Annotated in this window: 32 protein-coding genes; 16 read left to right on the top strand and 16 right to left on the bottom strand. The window is 50.9% G+C overall.

Annotated elements, in window-relative coordinates:
• Positions 1-55 precede the first annotated feature (55 nt).
• On the top strand, positions 56-463 hold the full coding sequence (locus tag ABI361_03640; protein ID MEO9319747.1) for a nuclear transport factor 2 family protein: 408 nt from the start codon (positions 56-58) through the stop codon (positions 461-463).
• On the opposite strand, the gene lsrF is transcribed toward ABI361_03640, so the two are convergent.
• Both lsrF and ABI361_03630 read right to left on the bottom strand, forming a co-directional pair.
• Entirely contained in the window at positions 460-1,305 is an 846-nt protein-coding gene (gene lsrF / locus ABI361_03635; protein MEO9319746.1) for a 3-hydroxy-5-phosphonooxypentane-2,4-dione thiolase, read from the bottom strand. The genes ABI361_03640 and lsrF overlap by 4 nt on opposite strands.
• A 50-nt stretch (positions 1,306-1,355) precedes the next feature.
• A complete protein-coding gene (locus tag ABI361_03630) occupies positions 1,356-2,387 on the bottom strand; it encodes a zinc-dependent dehydrogenase (GenBank protein MEO9319745.1) in 1,032 nt (343 codons plus the stop codon).
• Between the two features lie 19 nt (positions 2,388-2,406).
• On the opposite strand from ABI361_03630, the gene ABI361_03625 reads away from it, so the two are divergent.
• The 7 genes from ABI361_03625 to pyrE all read left to right on the top strand — a co-directional run bounded on the left by ABI361_03625 (position 2,407) and on the right by pyrE (position 6,378).
• Positions 2,407-2,544: a hypothetical protein gene (locus ABI361_03625; GenBank protein ID MEO9319744.1), complete on the top strand. Its 138-nt coding sequence runs from the start codon at positions 2,407-2,409 to the stop codon at positions 2,542-2,544.
• 402 nt (positions 2,545-2,946) lie between these two features.
• The gene (locus ABI361_03620; GenBank protein MEO9319743.1) at positions 2,947-3,351 is read left to right on the top strand and encodes a helix-turn-helix domain-containing protein; all 405 of its coding nucleotides are present in this window, start codon (positions 2,947-2,949) and stop codon (positions 3,349-3,351) included.
• 164 nt (positions 3,352-3,515) lie between these two features.
• Positions 3,516-3,779 carry an Lrp/AsnC ligand binding domain-containing protein gene (locus ABI361_03615; GenBank protein MEO9319742.1) on the top strand — a complete coding sequence of 88 codons (264 nt, stop codon included), beginning with the start codon at positions 3,516-3,518 and terminating at the stop codon, positions 3,777-3,779.
• Positions 3,780-3,982: 203 nt separating this feature from the next.
• Positions 3,983-4,216 carry a hypothetical protein gene (locus ABI361_03610; GenBank protein ID MEO9319741.1) on the top strand — a complete coding sequence of 78 codons (234 nt, stop codon included), beginning with the start codon at positions 3,983-3,985 and terminating at the stop codon, positions 4,214-4,216.
• A gap of 8 nt (positions 4,217-4,224) precedes the next feature.
• The gene (locus tag ABI361_03605) at positions 4,225-5,082 is read left to right on the top strand and encodes a transcriptional regulator (protein ID MEO9319740.1); all 858 of its coding nucleotides are present in this window, start codon (positions 4,225-4,227) and stop codon (positions 5,080-5,082) included.
• A gap of 52 nt (positions 5,083-5,134) precedes the next feature.
• Positions 5,135-5,695, top strand: coding sequence for a hypothetical protein (locus tag ABI361_03600; protein ID MEO9319739.1), 561 nt, complete (start codon positions 5,135-5,137; stop codon positions 5,693-5,695).
• A 68-nt stretch (positions 5,696-5,763) separates the two neighbouring features.
• Positions 5,764-6,378 (top strand): orotate phosphoribosyltransferase, encoded by a 615-nt coding sequence (gene pyrE, locus ABI361_03595; GenBank protein MEO9319738.1) that lies wholly within the window; start codon positions 5,764-5,766, stop codon positions 6,376-6,378.
• A 222-nt stretch (positions 6,379-6,600) separates the two neighbouring features.
• On the opposite strand, the gene ABI361_03590 is transcribed toward pyrE, so the two are convergent.
• The gene (locus ABI361_03590) at positions 6,601-7,044 is read right to left on the bottom strand and encodes a DNA-directed RNA polymerase subunit K (protein ID MEO9319737.1); all 444 of its coding nucleotides are present in this window, start codon (positions 7,042-7,044) and stop codon (positions 6,601-6,603) included.
• A 110-nt stretch (positions 7,045-7,154) separates the two neighbouring features.
• On the opposite strand from ABI361_03590, the gene ABI361_03585 reads away from it, so the two are divergent.
• Positions 7,155-7,553, top strand: coding sequence for a cyclophilin-like fold protein (locus ABI361_03585; GenBank protein MEO9319736.1), 399 nt, complete (start codon positions 7,155-7,157; stop codon positions 7,551-7,553).
• Between the two features lie 4 nt (positions 7,554-7,557).
• Here ABI361_03585 and ABI361_03580 read toward each other — a convergent pair whose 3' ends face one another.
• Complete coding sequence (locus ABI361_03580) at positions 7,558-7,884, bottom strand: MarR family transcriptional regulator (GenBank protein MEO9319735.1); 327 nt, start codon at positions 7,882-7,884, stop codon at positions 7,558-7,560.
• An 81-nt stretch (positions 7,885-7,965) separates the two neighbouring features.
• Here ABI361_03580 and ABI361_03575 point away from each other — a divergent pair, with 81 nt between their 5' ends.
• The 3 genes from ABI361_03575 (at position 7,966) to ABI361_03565 (ending at position 10,591) form a co-directional block, all read left to right on the top strand.
• Positions 7,966-9,738: an ATP-dependent DNA ligase gene (locus tag ABI361_03575; protein ID MEO9319734.1), complete on the top strand. Its 1,773-nt coding sequence runs from the start codon at positions 7,966-7,968 to the stop codon at positions 9,736-9,738.
• Between the two features lie 146 nt (positions 9,739-9,884).
• Positions 9,885-10,139, top strand: a complete 255-nt coding sequence (locus tag ABI361_03570) for a hypothetical protein (GenBank protein MEO9319733.1) — start codon at positions 9,885-9,887, stop codon at positions 10,137-10,139.
• Between the two features lie 80 nt (positions 10,140-10,219).
• On the top strand, positions 10,220-10,591 hold the full coding sequence (locus tag ABI361_03565) for a hypothetical protein (GenBank protein MEO9319732.1): 372 nt from the start codon (positions 10,220-10,222) through the stop codon (positions 10,589-10,591).
• A gap of 126 nt (positions 10,592-10,717) precedes the next feature.
• Here the strand turns inward: ABI361_03565 and cobT are convergent, their stop codons facing one another.
• From cobT to ABI361_03525, 8 genes are all read right to left on the bottom strand, one after another.
• A complete protein-coding gene (cobT, locus tag ABI361_03560; GenBank protein MEO9319731.1) occupies positions 10,718-11,779 on the bottom strand; it encodes a nicotinate mononucleotide-dependent phosphoribosyltransferase CobT in 1,062 nt (353 codons plus the stop codon).
• A gap of 32 nt (positions 11,780-11,811) precedes the next feature.
• Entirely contained in the window at positions 11,812-12,435 is a 624-nt protein-coding gene (locus ABI361_03555) for a hydroxyacylglutathione hydrolase family protein (GenBank protein MEO9319730.1), read from the bottom strand.
• A complete protein-coding gene (locus ABI361_03550) occupies positions 12,436-13,134 on the bottom strand; it encodes an NAD(P)H-hydrate epimerase (protein MEO9319729.1) in 699 nt (232 codons plus the stop codon).
• An 87-nt stretch (positions 13,135-13,221) separates the two neighbouring features.
• Entirely contained in the window at positions 13,222-13,479 is a 258-nt protein-coding gene (locus tag ABI361_03545; GenBank protein ID MEO9319728.1) for a winged helix-turn-helix domain-containing protein, read from the bottom strand.
• Positions 13,480-13,539: 60 nt separating this feature from the next.
• Positions 13,540-13,863, bottom strand: a complete 324-nt coding sequence (locus ABI361_03540) for a hypothetical protein (protein MEO9319727.1) — start codon at positions 13,861-13,863, stop codon at positions 13,540-13,542.
• A 25-nt stretch (positions 13,864-13,888) separates the two neighbouring features.
• Positions 13,889-14,227, bottom strand: a complete 339-nt coding sequence (locus ABI361_03535; GenBank protein MEO9319726.1) for a hypothetical protein — start codon at positions 14,225-14,227, stop codon at positions 13,889-13,891.
• Positions 14,228-14,264: 37 nt separating this feature from the next.
• The gene (locus tag ABI361_03530) at positions 14,265-15,170 is read right to left on the bottom strand and encodes a site-specific DNA-methyltransferase (protein MEO9319725.1); all 906 of its coding nucleotides are present in this window, start codon (positions 15,168-15,170) and stop codon (positions 14,265-14,267) included.
• Positions 15,171-15,249: 79 nt separating this feature from the next.
• Positions 15,250-15,609, bottom strand: a complete 360-nt coding sequence (locus tag ABI361_03525) for a response regulator (protein MEO9319724.1) — start codon at positions 15,607-15,609, stop codon at positions 15,250-15,252.
• A 184-nt stretch (positions 15,610-15,793) separates the two neighbouring features.
• Here ABI361_03525 and ABI361_03520 point away from each other — a divergent pair, with 184 nt between their 5' ends.
• From ABI361_03520 to ABI361_03510, 3 genes are all read left to right on the top strand, one after another.
• Positions 15,794-16,000, top strand: a complete 207-nt coding sequence (locus tag ABI361_03520; GenBank protein ID MEO9319723.1) for a hypothetical protein — start codon at positions 15,794-15,796, stop codon at positions 15,998-16,000.
• 58 nt (positions 16,001-16,058) lie between these two features.
• Entirely contained in the window at positions 16,059-16,382 is a 324-nt protein-coding gene (locus ABI361_03515; GenBank protein ID MEO9319722.1) for a hypothetical protein, read from the top strand.
• Between the two features lie 343 nt (positions 16,383-16,725).
• Positions 16,726-16,902, top strand: coding sequence for a hypothetical protein (locus ABI361_03510; protein ID MEO9319721.1), 177 nt, complete (start codon positions 16,726-16,728; stop codon positions 16,900-16,902).
• 67 nt (positions 16,903-16,969) lie between these two features.
• Here ABI361_03510 and ABI361_03505 read toward each other — a convergent pair whose 3' ends face one another.
• The 3 genes from ABI361_03505 to ABI361_03495 form a co-directional block, all read right to left on the bottom strand.
• Positions 16,970-17,392, bottom strand: coding sequence for a hypothetical protein (locus ABI361_03505; protein ID MEO9319720.1), 423 nt, complete (start codon positions 17,390-17,392; stop codon positions 16,970-16,972).
• Positions 17,393-17,449: 57 nt separating this feature from the next.
• Positions 17,450-19,783, bottom strand: coding sequence for a beta-propeller domain-containing protein (locus tag ABI361_03500; protein ID MEO9319719.1), 2,334 nt, complete (start codon positions 19,781-19,783; stop codon positions 17,450-17,452).
• A gap of 185 nt (positions 19,784-19,968) precedes the next feature.
• Complete coding sequence (locus ABI361_03495) at positions 19,969-20,373, bottom strand: hypothetical protein (protein MEO9319718.1); 405 nt, start codon at positions 20,371-20,373, stop codon at positions 19,969-19,971.
• Between the two features lie 411 nt (positions 20,374-20,784).
• Here ABI361_03495 and ABI361_03490 point away from each other — a divergent pair, with 411 nt between their 5' ends.
• Positions 20,785-21,378, top strand: a complete 594-nt coding sequence (locus tag ABI361_03490) for a TetR/AcrR family transcriptional regulator (protein ID MEO9319717.1) — start codon at positions 20,785-20,787, stop codon at positions 21,376-21,378.
• 16 nt (positions 21,379-21,394) lie between these two features.
• Here ABI361_03490 and ABI361_03485 read toward each other — a convergent pair whose 3' ends face one another.
• Positions 21,395-21,883 (bottom strand): peptidylprolyl isomerase, encoded by a 489-nt coding sequence (locus tag ABI361_03485; protein ID MEO9319716.1) that lies wholly within the window; start codon positions 21,881-21,883, stop codon positions 21,395-21,397.
• Positions 21,884-21,895: the final 12 nt, after the last annotated feature.

Here is a 21,895-nt window from a genome sequence, read left to right as displayed (position 1 = left end):
AAGGTCAAGATGGATTAAATTAGCATGAAAGGCGTTTTCATTCGGTCGTGACCAGATGCTTCTTGAAAAGGAACGAATCGATATAGAAGCTCTTTTGACGCAGTATTTCGAGTTGGCCAAGACTAAGGAACTCGAAATTATAGAAAGGTACCTTTCTCCAAGATTTCAAAAATTCGGCGACTCTGTGCCTTATGAAAAGCGGTCCAGAGAGCGAGCGCTAATGCTTGAGCAGCTGTACTTTGCAAGCGTTTCTGACTTTGATTTCAAGATAAGCGACCTTGAAATCGACGTTGCGGGGGAGCGTGCGCTCGCAACGTTTGTCTTGGATACAAGCGGAATGGTAGTTGACGATTACAGCTTTCGGGGAGCCGCCGTAAAGTCTCGCCTCAGGGTCACGGTTGTGCTTGAGAAAAACCAGGACGGCTGGAAGATGCTCCACCAGCACATGTCGAGGTTTGGCTAGTCAAAGGCGCCCGAGCGGCTGACAGCCTTTAGCACCTTTCGTGCCCCCGTTTGCGGGGTCTTGTTCCGCTCTTCAGTGAAGATCTGCTCGGCCTCTTTGACTGATGCCTTTCTATGGACAATGGCCTTGACGGCTTTTATCATGGCCACGGGATGGTCCGACTGCCAGATGTTTCGTCCCATATCAACGCCCGAAGCCCCGTGATCGAGGGCATCAAACGCCAGTTTCAATGCGTCAATTTCCGGGAGTTTTTTGCCGCCCGCGATAACAAGGGGCACTGGGCAACCCTCCACCACCTGTTCAAAATCCTCGCAGTAGTAGGTCTTTATGACGTGTGCGCCCAGCTCTGCCGCCACACGACACGCAAGTCCCAGATATCGAGCGTCTCTGCCCATTTCCTTTCCAACAGCGGTAACTGCCAAGACGGGAATGCCGTATTTTTCACCCTCATCGACGAGCCTGGCGAGGTTTGCGAGGCTCTGGTGCTCGTACTTGCCGCCTACAAAAATAGAGAGAGCGAGGCAGGAGGCATTGAGGCGGATGGCCTCTTCTATGGAGACCGTAATTGTCTCCTTTGAGAGGTCTTCGCCTATGATGCTCGTTCCTCCCGAAACCCGCAGAACGATGGGAATGTCAAAATCTGGATCGACAGAGGTGCGAAGAACACCCCTTGTAAGCATAAGCGAGTCCGCGTAGCGCAGTAGAGGACTAATCGTATTTCGAGGAACTTCAAGCCGCTCTGTCGGTCCAAGGAAATAACCGTGGTCTACGGCGAGCATCAAACACCTGCCATCCTCCGCCCGCAGTATCTTTGATAGCCGATTCTTCATACCCCAGTCCATAGTTGTATCAGCGCCTAGGGCGGCGGGTTTCTATTTATAGTTTCTAGCAGCTATTTTGTCGTGATTATGACTTTCATTGCGTCCTTGGCATCATGTGCGCATCGCACTGCCTCTGCGCCCTGGGATATGTCAAACCTGTGAGTAATAAGCGAGTCCAAGTTCAGCCTCCTGTTTTCCAAGAGCCTTATCGCTTGATTGGTCTCTATTTCTGATGCTGCGTAGCTTGGTATCAGAGAATGCTCCAGGGAGTAAAGTCTGCTTGCATCGATTGCCATCTGGGAGCCCTTTGGTGGAACGCCAAAGAGCACGATGTCGCCTCCCCTTCTTGTGATTTCAAAAGCTTGCAAGATTGCCTTCGTGCTTCCAGTTGCTACGATGCACAAGTCAACGCCGCGGCCGTCCGTGTCGGCTTTTATCCGCGCCGAAATGTCAGCGCTGGAGGCATTAAGCGCTACCGCGCCGCTCTTGGCGGCAAATGCAAGCCGAAACTCGTTGACGTCACTTGCAAACACGTTCCCGGCCCCAAGATCGGTTGCCAGCGCTACGTGCATCATGCCCGCTGGTCCGCAGCCGAGAACCGCAACGTCGTCGCCTTCTTGGAACGAAGACTTGCCAAGTGCTCGGATGCAGCATGCCAAGGGCTCTACAAGAGAGGCGGCGTCGTAATCCAGCGACGCCGGAAGTCTTATCATTCCACCCCTAGAAACGTTCCATTCGGGAACAAGGAACTTCTCTGCCAGACCACATGGGTCGATGTTGCTTGACTGGTATTTCGGGCACATTGTATAATCTCCGTGCCTGCAAAAGTGGCATGAATAGCAGGCCACGTGGTGGTGCACAAATACTCTGTCGCCGACTGCAAAGTCGCTCACAGCGGAGCCCACCTCAACTATCTCTCCCGCCGGCTCATGCCCCAGGCGGGCAGAGGTCATTCCGTACTGGCCATATACCTTTTCAAGGTCAGAGCCGCACAGACCGCAGGCGCGCATCCTGACAACGACGTCGCCGGGGTTTACGAGCCGGGGAGGTGCCACATCGTTAACATCCACCTCGCTCCGACCGCGGGTAAGAATCGCTTTCAATCAGCAGAGGCAGCGGACTTTGCCTGATATAAATATAGAATTTACTTGCATGATTCCAATTGTACCGCCAATCACGCTTATCGAGGTTCAAGATGCAGGATTGCTCGACGCTGCCTTATCCGAAAAGGACCGTAGGTACAGCTCCACCAAGCTGTAAATAGCTGTTAGGATACTGTCACGCGTTCAGGTATTGGCAGTCTAGTCATCCTTGGCAAAAAAAGAATGGTGACCGGTCAGTTCTGCATGCCTTGCAAAGTCGTTGAACGAATTGTAAACCATCAAGCATGACTTGCACTGAAAGCGAATGTCGATTGAATTGTGAGTTGACACCTGATTTACAGCACGTGCATTCGTAATTAAGACTAGTTTGGACGAGAATAATACAACAATATACGTCAAACCGTTGAAAGCAGGTGAGCGTGCATGGAGGTCAGGCGGGTGACGGACGGGGTCACTATTTCATCGCACGCATCACTTAATGCCAAGAATGAACGCGGGAAGATAGTACAGCCTAAGAACCTTTATATGGTTATAAACTTGCAATTGATTTGTAGCAGCAATGCTTCTGCCTTCTGAAATCGAAGCCAAATCCCTTATTCCCGCAGTGAGAGCTATTCTCGCAAAAAAACTGATCAGAGAGTTTTCTCTGAAAGAGGAGGATGTCGCCAAGGTTCTTGGAATTACGCAGGCTGCAGTGAGCAACTATGTGCGCGGAACAAGGGGAGACGTCGAACTGATTTCAAAACTGGAATCAGTGAGAGAAGTTATGCGAATGGTAGACGACATTGCGAAGGATCTTTCAACTAATAAGGCATATACTCCAAGCACTCTTGCCAAGTTCGTTGGACTCTGTAACTACATGCGCTACACTCTGATAATCTGCGATGTGCACCACTCCATGGAGTCAAATATTGACGAACAAATCTGCGAGCAGTGTCGCGGGACGCTTGTTAGGCAGCATTGAACTAATCATCACAGACCGATGACTTGATAGTAGTTTCGCCACGGATCACGCAGGTTGGCTGCGGTGAAATCCACAATACCAATGGATGGGCACTCGAGCCCGAACTACCTGCAGCGCAGTGATGCAAAGACAAGCTTTAGTATCCGTTAGGCGAAATGAATAGCATGATTTCGAGCCTTGTTCTTGCGAATTGCTTCCTTTTCCAAGACGACTCCATTCAGGCAGCTTTGCAAAAGATTAACGGCGTCCAGCAGGTGTTTCGGACTTTGGGCGTGTACGATTTGGTAATAAGGGTACAAGCAGAAGACGAGGACAAGCTAAAGCAAGTTGTTAAGAAGATAAAAGGCATTGACGGTATCCAGTCTGTCCTTACGAACATTATCCATAAACCTGAAGACGCTACATCAGTAAGCACCGACGCGGTTTAGATAACTGCCGGGCGAGACACCCTCGGCTTCCGAGAGGGATGCCCTTCACCGGCGTGGTGCGCCCTAATTGTATGAATTTCACGCCCTGTGCATGGCCCATGACCGGCAGACATCGTTAAAGATAGAACTTTCTGTTCTCTGGGCTTCTGTGAAGCCAACAGAAACCTTTAGGTTTTAATATACCCAGCAAGTTTTTTAATCAAATGCAAAGAATCAACGGCGAAACCATTGCAGGAATCGCGTTATGCATTCTGGCCCTGCTCTTTATCTACGCGGGAATGGTCAACGAGCTCTGGAGAGGCATACTTATTGCCGATCTTGTGATCTTTGCAATTGGCATAGGCTTTATCATCGTTGGAATCATGTCCATAAGAAGGACAAACAGGCTCGAATCCTCGCCCGAATCTGCTGCAAAAGAGCGCCATGGATACTTTTAACTTGAAGCATGGTGGTCGATCAGGTAAGGCCTGAAATGTCCAGCGACTCCGAAGTCGACATCATCCCCACCTACGCGAACACCGAAAAGACGTTCTTTGAACTGGCAAGCGAGCAGCGCCTCTCCATTATTTTCCGGTTGAATGACAAGAGCGCCAAGATATCCCAGCTCGCAAAGGACCTCAACATCACCATGCAGGAGGCGCACAGAAACGTAAACAGACTGCAGGATGCGGGGCTAATCGAAAAGGATCCCGAAGGCATCTTTTCATTAACTACTTTCGGCAATACTATTATCAAGCAGATTCCGACTTTCAATTACCTTTCAAAGCACAAGGAGTATTTTTCGGAGCACATACTCGGCGAGCTTCCCATAAAATTCATCATGAGGCTAGGAGCGCTGGACCATTGTGAATTTGTTAAAGGAATTGTTGCTATTCTGGAGAGATGGAAGGACATTTACCGGCAAGCCAATGAATACATTTACGAAGTTGTTCCGCAGGTTCCGATGGATCTCATTGAACCTGCGGTCGGCAGAGTAAGGCACTCCGGTGTAAAGTACTCATATGTGCTACCCAAAAACGCGATCACAGCCGTGGGAAGGAAGGAGCTCCTGAAAAAATTGGGCCACAGCGAGCTGCTAAACAAGGCTGCAATCGAGCGCAAGATGGTCGAAAGCGTTCAGGTAGCAGTGATTCTAAACGAAAAACATGCTGCGGTCATGTTTCCGACGCAAAAGGGGGAAACGGATATGAACATGATATTCTACAGCGCCGACAGAATTTTTCACGAGTGGTGCCTGGACTATTTCAGATACCGCTGGTACGGTGGCGATGTCTTTGACGAGAGCAAGATTCAAGAGATCTAGACAGCACGAGTCCTGATAGATATATTATCCGCAAGCAGTGGGGATAGGAACATTGGCATCTAGAAAGGCCATCATCGCAGTTGCCTGCGGCGCTGCGGCAGTCATTGTCGCTGTCCTAGTAATTAACGCGGGGCTCAGCAAGCATGTGGTCGCAAAGAATCAGGTCCCAAACCCATACGTCAACAGGGGGTTTGGCTTTTCGATTTCATACCCCCAAGGATGGAGCGCGCAGGAATTCAGGCACCTTGACGCCAACACGACCACCCTCGTATCCTTTAACGATTCTGCTGCCTCAATCGACATTGTTGCCAGCAAGATGAGACCGGGAGATACCTTGGACAGCCTGGACGCCAAGTCAAAGCAGCTAGCTTTAGCAAGCGATCGACTACACGAAAAATCGATCGAGAGCGAGGGTTCAGGTACACTCGCTAACCAGGACGTGAAGGTCAGGACATGGACTATCTCGGTGCAAGGATCCACCTACAAACAAGTCGTTTATCATCTGGTCCACCGCGGCTATCTGCTTTCAATCTCTTTTATATCGCCCCAAGCGCAGTACTCAAATGAGTTGGATGCGTTCACTTCGTCTCTCAAATCGCTGACGCTCTTTTAGAAGGCAGCTGATTTCTGCCCGTAGCCGAAAATTCAGACAGCGTACTTATAACCACGAGATCATGATTTGTGCAGGCACCACAAGATTTGACCCCCCGTGAGCAGCTGAAGGAAATCATAAAAAAAGATGGCATAGTCCTTGAGGAAACCGTTCTTTCAAGCAGCAGGAAGTCGCCATACTATTATGACATCAAGAAGGCAATTTTAACCGCCAGAGGACTTGCGCTAGCAGGTTCGCTCGGTCTGGGTCTGGTGCAGGCGCTTGGTGCGAAGTCGGTGGGGGGTTTGGAGTCAGGAGCGATTCCCTTTGCGACCTCAATTTCAATGTCAAGCGCGCAGGGTACTCGTCCCATCGACCTTTTCTTCGTCAGAAAGCAAGCAAAGCAATACGGCCGTCGGAAATGGGTCGAGGGAAACGTGGACTCGCCTGCAGTAATCGTAGATGACGTTGTCACGACGGGAAGGAGCTCGATGGACGCCGCTGACAGGGTCACAGAAATGGGCTATACCGTGAAGGGCATAGTCGCAGTGGTGGACAGAGAGGAAGGGGCTCGGGAATTATTCAGTTCGCGCGGGTTAGAATTTGCATCGATGTTTTCCCATTCAAACGATTTCAAGGAGTACATCGAGGCACGACTTGCTGGGAAGACGAGGCAGGCGGATCATGTCCCGGGAGGATTCTAGTGGATCCAAAAGGATACCCTGTCAACCAGAAGAAAGATTGGCGCGCTTTCCGGGGAGGTACTGTAGCACAGTTCGTGCGAGACCCTGGCCATTCATGCTTTCATTCTGAACAAAAATGACCTCAATGGCAGGAAGCCAGCCCGGATTTAGCGTGAAAGATCGTAGAGGGCGAAGCTTTCCATTTTTCGGTTTTTCAAAAGTTGTGTGAGAGACTTCCTAAGGTCATTTCATCCAATCAATTGGAATATCCTGATAGATCCCATTTGGAAGTATTCGCCTTATTGATATTGGAAGAGCCTTTTGTTCAATCTCTACGATGGCAAGGCTTATGGAATTGGTAACTCCTTCTGCAGTCCTTGCCAGTGAAGGGGCGCCAAGAGACAGCTGAAGAGACCTTGCACCCGTAATCCTCGCGCGTTCAAAGCGCGTAAGCCATGGCGGACCAATCAGCACTCGACTGCCCTGCGCAGGAATTTCGCGAAGCTCGTATTCGTGCTCATCATATACAACAACCTCGTCCTCTGGCCTTCCAGATTTCTTTATTTCAACTTCTTCTACTTCCTCAGGCTTGGGCTTGGCTGTTGTTTTCTTGCTCTTGGCAGTTTTCGCGGCTGACTTTCTTGGCGCGGCAGAACCCCTTTTAGCTGTAGAACGCTTTACTACCAAGAATGACGCAAAAAGATTGCAGATCTATAATAAATGTTGCGAATATTGCAAGCATTTTCAATCCTAACCAGTTGGAAACATATGGGTGATACAATTTCTGTCGCGTGCAAATGGCATCTGTGGAACCGCCGCAGGGATCTGTGTCCAGAATCAGGGTAGAGATAGAGGTCCGCGGAAGGGGCATCATACAGGCGGAACTTGCGCGCCATCTTGCGCCCCTCACATGCAGCGCGCTACTGAAGTCAATGCCCGTGGAGGGAAGAATTCACAGGTTTTCAGATTCGTTTCTCTACGCAGAGTCGGGGCTTATAATAGGCGCTGAAAAGCAGCGTTCAAAGTTCAAGCGAGGAGACTTGGCCTATATGACATCAAATGGCGCCGTATGTATGTTTGTAAAAGATGCATCTATAATGCAGTCGCTGAATCCCATCGGTTATTTGCGGACAAACATTGAGATCCTGGATAGCGTTCAGGCAGGCGACGTAGCGGTAATAAAAAAGGCGAGTTAAGATCTCAGTGTTTTACTAGCTCGTAGATTCGGTGCCCGCTGTATCCGCCCACGCTTCTCACGACGCCTTTTGATTCAAGCGACTTGACGAACGCGTTGGCAACGGATATTTTGACACCAGTAGTTCGAGCGACTGACTGAATTGTAATTGCCTTCATGCCCTGGATAACTTTCATGCCCTGTCCCTCGTCAATCAACACGGCAAGCTTTTGCTTTTGCTGCGGCTTGCTTGACTTCTTCTTCTCGTCAGAGGACGGCTTGATCTCGCCACCCGGGCCCGTGGCCGCTCCCTTGTCAGAAGAGGAGGACGGTTTTTTCTTATTGCCACCCATTTTTGCGCGCTATAAAGTCGTGCAAGCCCTTTAATATTCATAATTGCCAGTCAGCGGTGGGTTTCAGCTGGGCGCATCCTGATGGACTTTTCCCTTGTTGTCGAAACGTTTGTCAAAATGGAGAAAACCGCGAGTCGGCTGGCGTTGACCGATTACCTCGTAGAGCTTCTGAAGAGGACTCCGCCACAAACCATCGACAAAGTCACTTACCTTATTCAGGGCAAATTGTACCCTGACTACGAGGGAGTGGAGCTTGGCATTGCAGGAAGGATGGTGATGCGGGCGATCGCAAATGCATCCGGCGCAGACACGGCGCGCATTGAAGAGATCTATCGGCGGACTGGCGACCTCGGGGACACTGCAGGCGAAGCCCTGCTGTCAAAGTCTCAGTCCACGTTTTTTTCAGAGCCAATGACAGTCGAGCGAGTTTATGCCGTGCTAGACAGGATAGCTCGGACCGCGGGCGCCGGCTCGCAGGAAAGCAAATTGCGGCTCCTGCAGAGCTTGCTTAATGATGCATCAAACGACGAGGCTCGATACATCGTAAAATTTGTGCTTGGCCAGCTCCGGCTCGGGATTGCCGACTACACCATGCTTGACTCCCTTGCCCTCGCATTTACCGCGGACAAGGCGAATCGAAACGTTCTTGAACACGCGTACAATGTGTCAAGCGATCTCGGCGCCGTCGCAAGGACACTTGCCATAGAGGGGCTGGATGCAGTTGTACGGATGAAAGTTACTCTTTACAAGCCGATAAGACCCATGCTTGCGGAGAGGGCCGTTGACGCCAATGAAGTTGTCAGCCGGTCGGAGGGAAGGCCAGTGGCACTGGAATACAAGCTTGATGGCGAGCGGGTTCAGGTCCACAAGGGACTTCACGGAGTAGAGCTCTTTTCACGAAGGCTTGAGCGAATAACAGGTCACTACCCTGACGTTGCATCGTCTGCGTCGACAATCTCTACTGCCAGAGAACTGATACTTGAAGGAGAAGTGGTGGCTATAGATTCCAAGACTGCCGAGTACCTCCCGTTTCAAGAGCTCATGCATAGGAGGAGGAAGCACGGGGTAGAGGAGGCTATGCAAAGCTATCCGGTTGTCATCAACTTTTTTGATGTTCTCTATGCTGACGGCAAGTCGATGCTAGATAGTCCATACAGCGACCGCAGATCCCTTCTTGAAAAGCTTTTGCGGAACTCAAAAGACAGAAAGATAAAGGTCGTCGAGCAGCGCATTGCGAAAGATCAAAAGCAGATCGAGAATTTTATGGCAGAAGCCATGAGGCATGGATGCGAGGGACTGATGGCAAAGCAGCTGGAGAGTACCTACCGCGCCGGCGCCCGCGAATATGCCTGGATGAAGCTCAAGCGAGAGTATCAGAATGAGCTTGTCGACACTCTGGACCTCGTGATAGTTGGTGCTCTGTATGGGAGGGGCCGACGTGTCGGGAGTTACGGAGCCCTTCTACTTGCAGCATACGACGAAGAAAATGACATCTTTCGAAGCGTGAGCAAGGTTGGGACCGGTTTTTCGGACAAGGACCTTGTCAAGTTTTACTCGATACTTCAAGAGCACATCGTCAAGCATAGACCTGCGCGCGTGGATTCGGGGCTAGAGATGGACGTCTGGTTTGAACCCAAACTGGTGATCGAAGTAATTGCGTCGGAAATCACGCTCAGTCCGCTGCACACTGCGGCCATGGACACACTGAGGGCCGGTTACGGCCTGGCGTTGAGATTTCCCAAATTTACCGGCAAGGTACGCGACGACAAAAAGCCGGAGGACGCAACTACCATAAGTGAGATAGTTGAAATGTACGAGAAGCAACTGAAAAAGTCAGGTGCAAAGCGAGGATAAAGCGATCAGGATTGCACGTCTTGCAGAGCAGGCACCCCTGGCCACGGAAAACTAGCTTTGTGAATAATGAGGGACTTGATGCCTCGCAGTGGATTCCGATGTCCAGAGTTCAAGCTTTATTATAACCACTTACGCTTGTGAGGGACGTGATTAGCCTTTCGCACGACGAGAAACTTATCTTGGTTCAGCACGCCATCAACAAATACGACTCTGAGGTCACGCTGAAGGAAAAGCTCAATGGGGTTCTGCCGGCGAAAGAACTTGAAAGGCTGATTGATACATTGATTGCAACCCAGAGAGTTCGCCGTATCGGCTCCGAGACCCTGCAGAATAACGTCAGTCACATCGGAGAGCTCCCCGAGATTCCGGACAGCCTATCAGAGATTCTTTCAAGCATCTAAAGCCGCTCTGCGACGTTTTTAGCTTGATGGTTAACTAGAGCTCTATTCCTTGTTTTTATCCTAACTCTCCGTTAGAGCGCATGCAAAACAAGTCGAACACCGCAGTATCAGTTTTTCACATCTCCATGGACGATGAGAAACTGGGAATCAAGCCCCAGGTACTCATCTCGATGTACCAGTGGTTGGACTCGCGAGCAAGACAGATCGCACCTGAGAATGTCCGCTCGGAAATGCAGATCATGCAGGACGGCAGGGTCAAGACGAGATTTAACATCACGGTTTCAGATAGGATGACCCCGCACCTTGTCGCCGCCATCCAGCAAAAGCTCGAGAACGAGTCGAGCATAGGTCTTAGAACCTATTTTCAGAACCTGCAGCAACAATTGCTCGTCCAACTGTTTGATTCCCAGGAAAAAACAGGCAGCAACAAGAATCCGTACTTGACGTTCTAAGTTTCGGTCTGGCGGCCTCAAGCCGTCCATACCGTGTGAACTAGAGTTTTCGAGGCCGATAGGCTTTGCCTGCCCTTGTCTGCATTGAGTTCCCCTTTAGCCTCGTTTTCTAACTACACTGCAAGGCTACAACGCGGCTTCTATATGGTCCTCGTATTCTGTTTCCGCTGCCCTTCTGATATCATGTCCGGACAGCGATTTCTTTTTGAGCATCGCAGCAATAGATGCGCCCCCTGCGCCCGCTCCCTCTTTTACAAAGCCGTCACCGTACGCCCTGAGGCCCGCCTTGCCCGACTCGGGCAGATGAAGATCGCACGAAAGCACTGGAGCAGGCCCGGCAGAGTCTACGAGGCCGGCAAGGTCCGCCTTGGGGTCGTCCGCGACATAGACAGTCGTACCTACGTAAAGGCGAGATAATGGTACGATCGATCGCTTGAGTACTCCGAGCACCGCTGCCATTTGTGTTCCACCTGCGAGGAGAACGCTGTCGCTGGCAGTCAGTGCACCTGTCGCGATGCCTGCAACGGAAGCAATCATAGGATCGCCAAACGCCGCAACGATATCTAGTGGAGAACCGAGTCCCTCATGATTGACTCTTCTAGCAATTGCGCGCTCAAGAATGGCGTTTTTGATTTCATGAGGGTTCGAGGGCATGCTACTGCTCATCCGGAAACGCGCATCGATTCCAAGGCCGCTCAGAACCGCAAGCGCGGTGGTAGTCCCTCCCGGGATGCTCTCTCCCAGAACAAGCATGTCACCACAGCCAGCAAGCTGCTCTCCCAAAACCCTGCCCTTATCAAAAGCGTCTTGGGCCTGCGCCCGGCTCATGGCGTCACCTTCAGCTATGTTCTTTCCGGGTTCGAGCCCGAGTGAGATATACGGGACGTCTGGTTTGATTTTCGAACCAGCATCCACGATAAAAAATGGAATGTCTGCGATGTGGAGCGCCGCGCGCGTTATTACCGCAGGGGTTGGCTTGCCATCGGGTGTAGCCGGCACGCCCGGAATGCATCTGCACTTTCCGTAGCAAAGGTATTCAGCGTCGGCCGCGGGAGTGTACTTTACAAGATCGGGATTTGAACCTGCGACGGTAATCCCCGGAATTTCACTTGTGGCGGTATATGATATGGTGCACACAAAGACCGGACGCTCGACGGTCTGTAGGGAGTGCTCGGCAGCTTCGCTCATCCAGGTGCATCGGATATCACGGAATTGCGCGCTCAATCACCATGGGACATGAACGCGACAAAGTCCGATTCGCTCTTGAGGTGAAGAACGAAATTGTTCTTCTTTTCATTTCCTATCGTTGAGGTCGGCGTCGTCCCGTAGTTGTGTCCAGGATACACGACGAGATTCTCATCGAGCGCCGCCACTTTTTGATACAGGCTCTCATACATTTGGACGGGATCGCTTCCCGGAAGGTCAACCCTTCCACAGTTTCCTACAAAAAGAGTGTCTCCGGTAAGCACGTATTGTCCATCTAGAATGAGGCAAATGCTGTCTTGGGAATGACCCGGAGTGTGGAGCACCCGAAGAACTGTGTCGCCTATACTTATTGTCTGGCCATCATCCACGGCGATGTCTTTCGCCAGTTCTGAATTGCGATGCTGGATAATCTTGGCCCCCGTCAGTTTTGCCATCTGCTCGTTTCCAAGTACATGGTCGAAGTGCGAGTGCGTGTTTATTATGAACTTGGGTTTGAGCCCGTTTTTCTTGATGGCAGACATGACGACTTCGAGGTCCCATGACGGGTCCACAATTGCGCACTCGTCGGTTTTTTCGTCAGAGACCAGATAGGTAAAGTTAGCCATCCTACCCACGGGGATCTGAAAAATGCGAGCCAACTACGTCAGCACTCCAGCCTCCGCCTCGGGAGGAATGCCTATCCATTCCACGTGAATGGTTCCGGTGTACCGCTTTGCCTTTTTCATCCCGACCTTGAGCCTGTGGAATGTGACTGTGGCAGCAGCCCTGACGCATTTGTAGTTTGGCTTGCCCGAGTTGGGGTCAATCCCCGATGGCACGTCAATGGCTAAGACATAGCCTTTTGAGGCGTTGATGGCATCGATAGCGGACGCAAACGGCTCTCCGATAGGCCTGCCGTCCACTATCCCCGTGCCGAAAATCGCGTCGATGACAATATCCGCGCCGGATATTGCTTTTCTTTGAACATCCGATAAGAGAGAACCCGCAACCATCAGACTGATACTTTTGTTCATTTTTTCGAGAATGGTCCAGTTGGCTCTTGCCTCCTTGCTCCTTATATGGTCTATCGAACCGAGCAGAATTACTGTAATGTCACGGCAGTAACCTGCAAGGTGCCGGGAAACTACAAACCCGTCACCGCCATTGTTGCCGGTGCCGCACACAGCAACAACCCTTTTTCTGGCGAGCTTGTCACCAAAGTGACTTACAAGAAAATCTGCGGCTCCATGACCTGCGTTTTCCATCATGAGAAAACGCGGCATGCCAAGCGTGGATTCGCCATTTTCCTCTATCTCATACATTTGACCTGTCGTTATAGCCCGGCGCGAGCTTTGCATTACAGATGGGACGGCTCTCGTCTAACATAAAAACCATTTTTGCCAGGTAAGGCAAAAAAAGGAAAAAGTGGGGCTGTGTTATTCTTTCTATTCCGACAGGTCAGGGGAGACCATTTCGCCCATTTGCTGATAGGTCTCTAGAAAGCGCCTTCCTTTTGAAGACGTCTTGTATCTGAGCTCGGCCTCGTTAAAATCAAGCAGGCCGTTTTCAACCAGCACGCTGAGATACTCCTTGAGCTGCGAATACGACAGAAACGCCTTGTACATGATCTTGGTTTTTGTTGTCCCATCGTATGCGGCCTCGAGTATGCCCGCAACGATTTCGGTCCGGCTTCGATACTTCATAGAATCCACTAGTGAGATGAACAATAAATAAGCGATGAAAGCGTGTTATAGTACATTCTTCTATTCGCGATAATCTTCAAAAAACTCCTTTGCCGCGGGAGCGATTTCTGCAACCTCTGCCAGGGTTAGACGGTCTGCAGTTTCTCCCCTTGACCAGACTATGTATCCATCAGAGTCAATTATGATGACGCCGGACCGCTCCAAGAAGCGAAGTATTGCGTTGATTTTAGTCGTGTTCATAGAGGGCAGAAGTTTTGGGAGCTCCCTCAGGCGCGGGTACCCATCAAACGATCTGACGGCGTTAAGAAAATCATCGACCTCTTGATCAGAAATTTCATTCACTGGTTTTGGCTTTTTCTTGGTCTTTGTCCTACGCTGCTTCATTTGAAGGAGCCCCTGAACGAGATGTCTATACGGGAAAATCGAGTGTTGATTTTTCCAGAATCAGGATGGGGACGTAAAGAGAAAGCGAGTCAGTCCCCATACCGTCCAGAAAAGAGTACTCACCTGTCAGCCGCTTAAGCTGGATGTATTTTTTTGTCGGCATTTCTTTTTCGACGACATAGTGAGCTGTAACGCCACCAATCGCGCCCGTCATGAGAAACAAAATGTGCCTACCTCCATGGCTGATGTAGTAGAGATTTGGAATGACGCCCAGCATTGACTGTGATGAATAAATCATTACCTTCAGCATGTCCCCAAGGTTCTTGTACTTCAGGTAAATTATCGGATCGTTATTTTGCGACATGGTCTCTACGCAAGTACGCCCCCCGACCTTATTTCCTTTATGGCTCGTTCCCGTGTCCGGTTCGTTGTAGCCTGCGATTGGCTAGCCTCACGTAATCGCTCTCAGTCTCATAGCCCACGTAATTCCTCCGAGAGTCGCGTGCCGCTATGCAAGTCGAGCCGGAACCGCAGAAGGGATCAAGGACTACATCATTCTCAAAGCTGTAAAGCTTGATGCACCTCTTGGGCAGCTCGAGAGGGAAGGGCGCAGGATGGCCCACCCGCGATGCTGATTCAGCAGGAAATCGCCAGATGCTCTTTGTGTACTCTAGGAACTCGTCTCGAGATATCGTGCTCTTTTTTTCGCTCTTCGGGCGGCCGAAAGTCCCCTTGCAGAAGACGAGGATGTATTCGTGTACGTCGCGAAGTGATGGGTTTGAGGCTGATCGCCAGCTCCCCCACGCGGTAGACGAGCCTGCGCTAGACCCTTTGTCCCATATGATCTCGCCCCTCATAAGAAAGCCTACTTTGCGCAATTCTGAAATCATGTAGCTGTGGATTGGTATGTACGGTTTCCTTCCTATGTTTGCAACGTTGAGGCAGAATCGCCCTCCATCCACAAGCACTCGCTGGAGCTCCCTGCACACCCTTCCAAACATTGCCAGGTATTCATCGAGTGACAGGTCTGCATCATACGCCTTGCCTACATTGTACGGAGGCGACGTTATGGCAAGATGAACGGATCTGTCTGGGAGTTCCGTCATTTGCTCGCTGCTTTTGCAGAAAATCCTGTTGAGCGTCTGATTAGGGACAGGGTTGTCGGCGCAAGATATTTCGACTTTCTCGGGCTGGCTGATGTAGAGCTTGCGCTTGTAAAAGCGGGAAGAATCATGGCCTTCCCTGCGCGAGACCCCGAATGAGCTTGTGCTCGTCCTTCCGCGGCGCTTTGGTGTTCTAGCGGCCAACGAATGGGTGGATTTGAAGGAACCGGGCAATAATAAGACTCGGGTAAGGTGGGCAAGCGCCAACTCTCAGGGGTGTCGATCAGCCAGTCACAGTGTCGCGTACTTCCTTTATGAGTGTCGGAATTTCGACAGGCTTGCGAAGAAAGCCGTCGATTTTTAGCGAGTGGAGCGCGGCGGAATATTCGACATCAGATAATTCAAAGGCGGACATCAGGACTATCTTGACTTTGGGATTGATTTCCCTCACATTGGACGCAAATTCAAAACCGTTCATTTTTGGCATTCGCACGTCGGTGACAACGAGCCTGTAGCTCTGAGAGTTCACCTTGAAATGCTCAAGTGCAATTAGGGGGTCGGAAAACCCAAAGACTGTGAAGCCGTTCTTTCTTAAGCCTCGGGTAAATATGGTGACAATGTCAAACTCATCGTCAAGAAGCAGGATCGCGTTTGTGGATTCCAGGGGTCATCCCTCCTTCTGCCGTTGTAGCATGAAGTGTTTCGGTACTCAAACCAAGATTGCCGATATATGATGTCTGATTCATTATTCCATAAGATAATGCGAGGCGGCCTTCAACTGTCAGACAGACTTTGAATTATATCGTCGATTCACTACCAGGAACCAAGTGACAGAAAACCCGGGAAGGGATGTAGCTACGCTCCGCGACATGGAGGCGGCAAAGAGAGAATACCAGGTTCGCTGTAGTCATATAGAAATCGCGCTGTCTGGTAAGGCAGATGCCTTGACGTGCGAGTCGTGTGGCAAAGTTTGGGTCTTCAGAACGCGGCGGGGCTATTCTGATCTAAGAAAGGTCTTTGTCGCAGAAACATAGCCCATCAGACCGCATAGACAACAACAAGTCTTTTAATTCAGCAAGCATCGTTTGTACTATGACCTTTCAGCTTCCTTCCCCCGAAGACATGAGAAAACTGGAAGAAGCGGAACGTAAGAACGTCTTTAGACGGTTTTTTGCCGCAAGCAGATACGAGCGGCTGCTAATACAACAAATGCTTGTAAGATCCGCCTTTCTGCCTGAGCTCCGGCCGAGAATTCAAGAGATGGAGGAGCAGCAAAGCGAGAGCTTCTACAGGACGATTGAGGAGGTCAGCCGATCAGTTTTCACGCAGGAATTCATGGCCGCGGCGCGTGAGGAAGACGCGGCGCTTCAAAAAATCATCGAGGCATATGACAGACGGATGGAGGCTGCAAAGTAACAGTTCGAACCTCTAGCTGCTGACAACCTCGATTATCTGAAGGGCCCCTTCGCACGAGCCCTCCCGCGCATGAATTCGGCTATAATCCTCGGTCCTGCCACATTGCACACAAACCCATCCCAGCTGCTCCCTGCACTGAAGGCAGACGCAGAATGGCTCAAGCTTGCATCCGCATTCTCTACAGGACTGCCTGTTATACATCGAATTACCTTTTCTCCAAGTTTCATTCACTCTATTTTACCAACATTGTCAAGACTAACAGGTCGCACTGTCAAAACTGGTAGCAGGTAGCGCGGTCAATGCTCAGAAAAAATATTAGCCAGATGAATCAACCCTCAAGCGCTTGGCGACATTAAAAATACAGTGTTCTTGCGGAAAACAGATAGACTATATCGACCGCGTCGTGGGCGGGAGAAATGCCCAGAACGCAGTTATAACCTGCGTCAAGTGCCAGAAGGAGCATCCTATAACGTTCTTCGGATACCTTTCAGAGCTCAGGGGCGCAACGCTCAAAGAGTGAGACTGCCGGATAGACGCAGGTGTATTTGCGTCTGAGCGCTCAGCCAACGCGGCGAGCTATATGCCCGCTATCTCCTGCGGCTGGATGACTTCTTTCTTGAGGGCTTGCGTGCAGACGACTTTTTCGCGGCGAGTTTGGTACGAGGCCTCTGCTGGCTCTTCTTTTGCAATCTCTTGATAGCTGCTGAAACCCGGACCAGTTCTGTCTGCAACTGCTTTAGCTGCTTTCCCTGACCCTTGTTGCCATCTGCAACGTCAGCGGAAATCCCCTTCAGAGTCTTGGCGATCTTTTCGATCTCTTTTGCCTGACGCTTTACTCTTTTCAATGTCTGTGCAACCATTGCCTCCTGGTTAGATGCTCCAACAGTCTGAAGCTGTGCAATTGTTGGCGAGGCGGGCGTCTCTTCAATCGCCATTTGAGGCGTCGTTTCCGTCGTAAGATCCTCGGTCACTGGTTCGCTGATGACTTGTTCCTCTCTTCCTAACGCCATTTATCGAGGTGGTTACAGAGGCGTGATTAAAATAATTTTCCCGACTATGCAAGTCCGCTACTTCGTTGGAGCGCCGGCCTGGCCGCCAAGATAGGGCACGATTCCGCCGGCAGGGCCGAGATCAAGCTTGTTAATTTCGTGCATGTCTGAGAGCGAGTTTGCCTTGAACAAATTGCCGACCGTGATTGTGTACAGAGTTTCGTCAATGTAAAATGCCCTACTGCCGGATCCGCCGTAGTAGTAACCTTGCTGGCCCTCGACTGAGGTATGGTCCACGGTTCCTTTCAGCGTAAAGCCTGAAGATGGATCTATGCTGAACACATAAAATCCAGTCCACCCCGTCTGGTGAGGCCTCAGCATAGGAACTCCGCCTTTATCTGCCGGTGGTTCGTAACCCGGTGGTATGCTGACCGGCAGTACAAGTAAGTTCTTTGATTTGTCCATCAGCAATGCCTTGTGCTCATAAAGGGCTTCCGAGTATGATCCCGCGTCGCCAATCTGATACGAGTCGACGAGTTTGGGGTTAGAGACATCAGATACGTCGAACAGGGCTGCTCTTAGCGGGCCGTTTGTTACTCCCCCATAACCGTTGGGTTGGGTTTCCCTGCCTATCCCAATGATGTGTGTCTTGTCATAGGGGTCCAGGTAGTCAGAGTATCCGGGAAGCTTAAGAGTGCCCAGAATTTTCGGAGTTGCAGACGACAGGTCTATGACGAAGAAGGGGTCGATTGACTGGTAGGTAACCAGGTACAGTCTGTCTCCAATAAAGCGGGCGGCATATATCGACTCGTCTTTGGCGATTCCTTGGAGCTTGCCAGCGACGCTCATGTTGCCGTCGAGAACGTATACGTTGTTGTATCTCTGGTCGATGCCCTGGTAGGGAATAAAGTAATTCGAAGTTGTGGCGACCCTGAAGTAGGTGCCGTTCTCATCCATCGAAAACTGGTTGAGAAGCGTACCTTCGACCTCGCCTCGCCCAACGTAATTGATAGTGCCGTTAGATGATATCGCGATCTTGTGAATTATCGTGGATTGAGATGCCCGGGCGATCTTCACGTCGTATTCGGAAAGAGATTGTTTTATCTTATCCTGAAGCGACGCTCTGTCGTCGCCTGACATCTTGTTGTATGTACTTTGAAGCACGCTTGATATCTGGTCCCACTTTTCCGAGCTCGTCAAGCTGGTGTTTGCATCTATCGACTTTATCGTCGTCTGGACGTCGGAAGGCATTAGCGGGAGAACCGCCTGAAAGAATCGTTCCCTGTCGCCGTTGGAATTTCCGTTAGGATAGTATCCGAACGGAAGGTTCCGCTGGTACGCGATGTAGATATTTTCCTTTGAAACGTAGATTGTCGAAGAAGGGTTCATCATGTAGGTCTCCGACTTGACGGGCTGAGAAGTCGAATTCGTAGTATCTATGGAAGTTACGGTGTCAAAAGAGTAGTACTGCTCGGGATTGTCAAAGTAGTATATGTCCGGCATCGAGACTATGCGGGAAGACTGCATGACGCGAGGTATCCAAGGATGGACATAGCTGTCGATCGAACTCGAAGTAACCAGGTAAACATACTTGCCTATCATGCGGGCGTCCGCGTAGGTACCGCTTACGGTGTAATCAGCAGATACCGAGGGATGTGACCTATCTGAGACATTGATTATCAGGACGTGGGTCTCGGGGCGAGAGACTGGCTGCGGAAGGTAATCGTAGGGAGGGATTACAGGTTGTTCTACGTACTTTTGGTAGAATACCACGACAGTATTGTTGAGCACAAACATGTTCTGGAGTGTCTGACCCTGCTGGACGTCCAGCCCGACCTTTGACACTATTGTTGCATTTTCGGCAGGATATGCGCGGATTATCTCCAATTTGTCGCCAGACAGGACGTAGGCGTACTTGGCGTCATTCTTTACCAGGTCCGGTTCGTCTACCCCTGCCACCTGAACATTCGTTGTCGAGTAGGCGGGTGATGCGACTCCGCTTGCCCCTTGGGAAGCCTGGGCAGAGGGGGCGGCCGGCGCAGCTCCTATTGATGCAGCTTCTCGATTAGACACGGGCCCGCCCTGCTTGAATACTCCGGGCGGGGGGCTTGAGACACCCTGAGGGTTTATCGTCGCTACCGTCGACAAAAACTTTTCAAGTTCGCTAACTGAGGAGAATTTCTTTATCGACTGCGAGTCGCCGACTGCAAGAGCACTTGCACCCACAGAAGAACTCTGGCTTGAATTTTGGACCGTCTCGGCACTCGGGCGGATCTGTGCGCCAGGGCCGGTTGTCTGCGGCACGCCTGGTTGTACCGTGAGGCTCAAAACCCAGACAAATGCAACTGCCGCGACTATGCCAATTCCAGCCATTCCGACGACGGGATATCTTGCCAAATCTGCTCCCTTCACGCCCTATTGACCCGCTTATAGTCTTAATTCTACGCTTTAGAACAGCGGAGAATCGCCGCGCCAACAATGAAACGTCGTTCCGCATGTGATTCTCCCGAGGGACATTCGGCAGCCATCGATTCCCAATGCGTGAGAGCCAATAAACTTGGATTGTCAATCGACGAACTAATTTCGGCGGACGTAACCTATTCTTCCATGGCGGCGAAGTGGTCGGCATATCCCTTGGTAATGGCAAGGATTCTGTCGGTAATGATCGAGTCGAAATGCTTTTCCCCGGGGTCAAAGGTAACCAGGCCAAAGAACCTATTGCTTATGGGAATTGTAGCGCGGAGAAGCCCTTCGTAACGCCCGAATGCATAAACAAGCCTGCCTATCTTCGGCTCAAATTTTGCCCTCGTCTTTTGGCGAGCTACCGCGCTTGAGGCATATTCCTCGTTTTCCTCCTCGGTCAGAAGGGGGCGGGTTTGGTCGCGGCAGGTCTGTGCAAGAATGACTCCAAGATGGTTAGTCACGCCCACCCAGGACAAGGACCTACTTTGCGACAGGATTTCTACGCAGAACCGTTCAAGAAACTCATAATCGACGGGCAAGGCAGTCTTAGCAATATGCCCGCGACTAGAAAAGGTATTCTGACCGGTTCCAGGTAAAATAGGATTAAAGATACTGTAGCGGACGCACGATAGCAGGACCGGGATGACAATCGTTAATAGGCTGGCATTGCCTACAACCTATGTTCAGAGGGAAGGTCCGGACAAGATTCATTGTCAGAATACGAGGCGGGGACATTTCGATGCATGGACTGCGGCAAGGAATTTCTGACAAAAGATGCCGCCGACAAGCATCATGAAGAGCACCACGGCCACCAGATGGTCGGCGAGTGACCTGCAGGTGTGATACTGACCCGCCGGTCAGTTATGCTTATTAGATGCGTGCAGCCATCGGGTACCGGAAATTTTGATCGGTTCATGCTTGGATGACTGCCGATTCGAGTGCACCCTGAAATGAGCCCTCGAGTTGCTCCTGTTTACAAAATCGAGGTCAAGGCGCGGATAGTTCAGGCTGCCATCGAGTGCTTTTCCGAGTTTGGGTTTTCGGGAACTCGGATGGAGGAGATAGCGAAGCGTGTTGGTCTCGGAAAGGGGACTATCTATCTGTACTTTGAGAGCAAAGAGGACCTCTTTGGAGCGATATGCGAATTCTACCTAGATGAACTAAAGAGCCATTTTTCTGAACTCCTGGCCAGCAATCTCGATCTCGTTGCAGATGCGGACAAGATTTATGACAATTCGAAAAAGCTCGGCGTCAACCAGCATCTTATGTTTCTTGAGATTATGCTCGAGTCTGTTCATAACGAACGTCTCAGGAAAGCCCTGCACGAGCACCGCCTGAAGGTTACCCAGGAAGTAAAGGAATTCTTGGAAAAACAGGGCCATCTGTTCCAGAGGAAAAAGAACCTAAACCCGGGTGACTTGGCGATTGGTTTTGTCGCCCTATATGACGGCATAAGCCTGAACCGCATCCAAGGAATTAACGATAAGGCGAACCGGAGTGCCTGGCTTGCAATGGTTCGCGCAGTGATGTCCGGCGACGATTAGCCGGCCTTCAGCCAGCTCACTCGCTGATAGTGACCTTAGTCATGCGGGCTCCGTCAAGGTCAACAGGGGCGTCAGCAGAGTCAGTTTTGAGTGAAGCTATCTTGTCAACCGCTTCCATTCCCGAGGTAACTCTTCCAAAAACGGTGTACTGCCCGTCAAGAAAATTGGCGTCTTTTAGCACGATGAAGAACTGCGAGCCTGCGCTGTTAGGATCGCTTGATCGGGCCATCGAGAGGGCTCCCCTGGTGTGCTTGTTCTTGTTAAACTCCGCCTTGACGTTCCAGCCTGGACCCCCGGTGCCCCATCTTGCCTTGTTAGAAGCGTGCTTAGTCAGCGGATCTCCTCCCTGAATGACAAATCCCGGGACTATTCTGTGAAACAGCAGGCCGTCGAAAAAGCCGCTCTGCGCGAGTTCTCTAAAGTTGTTCACCGTCTCCGGAGCTGCCTGCTCAAAGAACTCTATGCTGATATCGCCGAACTTGGTCTGGATTTTGCCCGTAGCCATCTGCATTTTAGC

Origin of the sequence: Nitrososphaera sp. (assembly GCA_039938515.1) — an archaeon.
Taxonomy (GTDB): domain Archaea; phylum Thermoproteota; class Nitrososphaeria; order Nitrososphaerales; family Nitrososphaeraceae; genus Nitrososphaera.
Note: the sequence above shows the minus strand (reverse complement) of the source record. Positions and strands in the feature narration are given on the sequence as shown.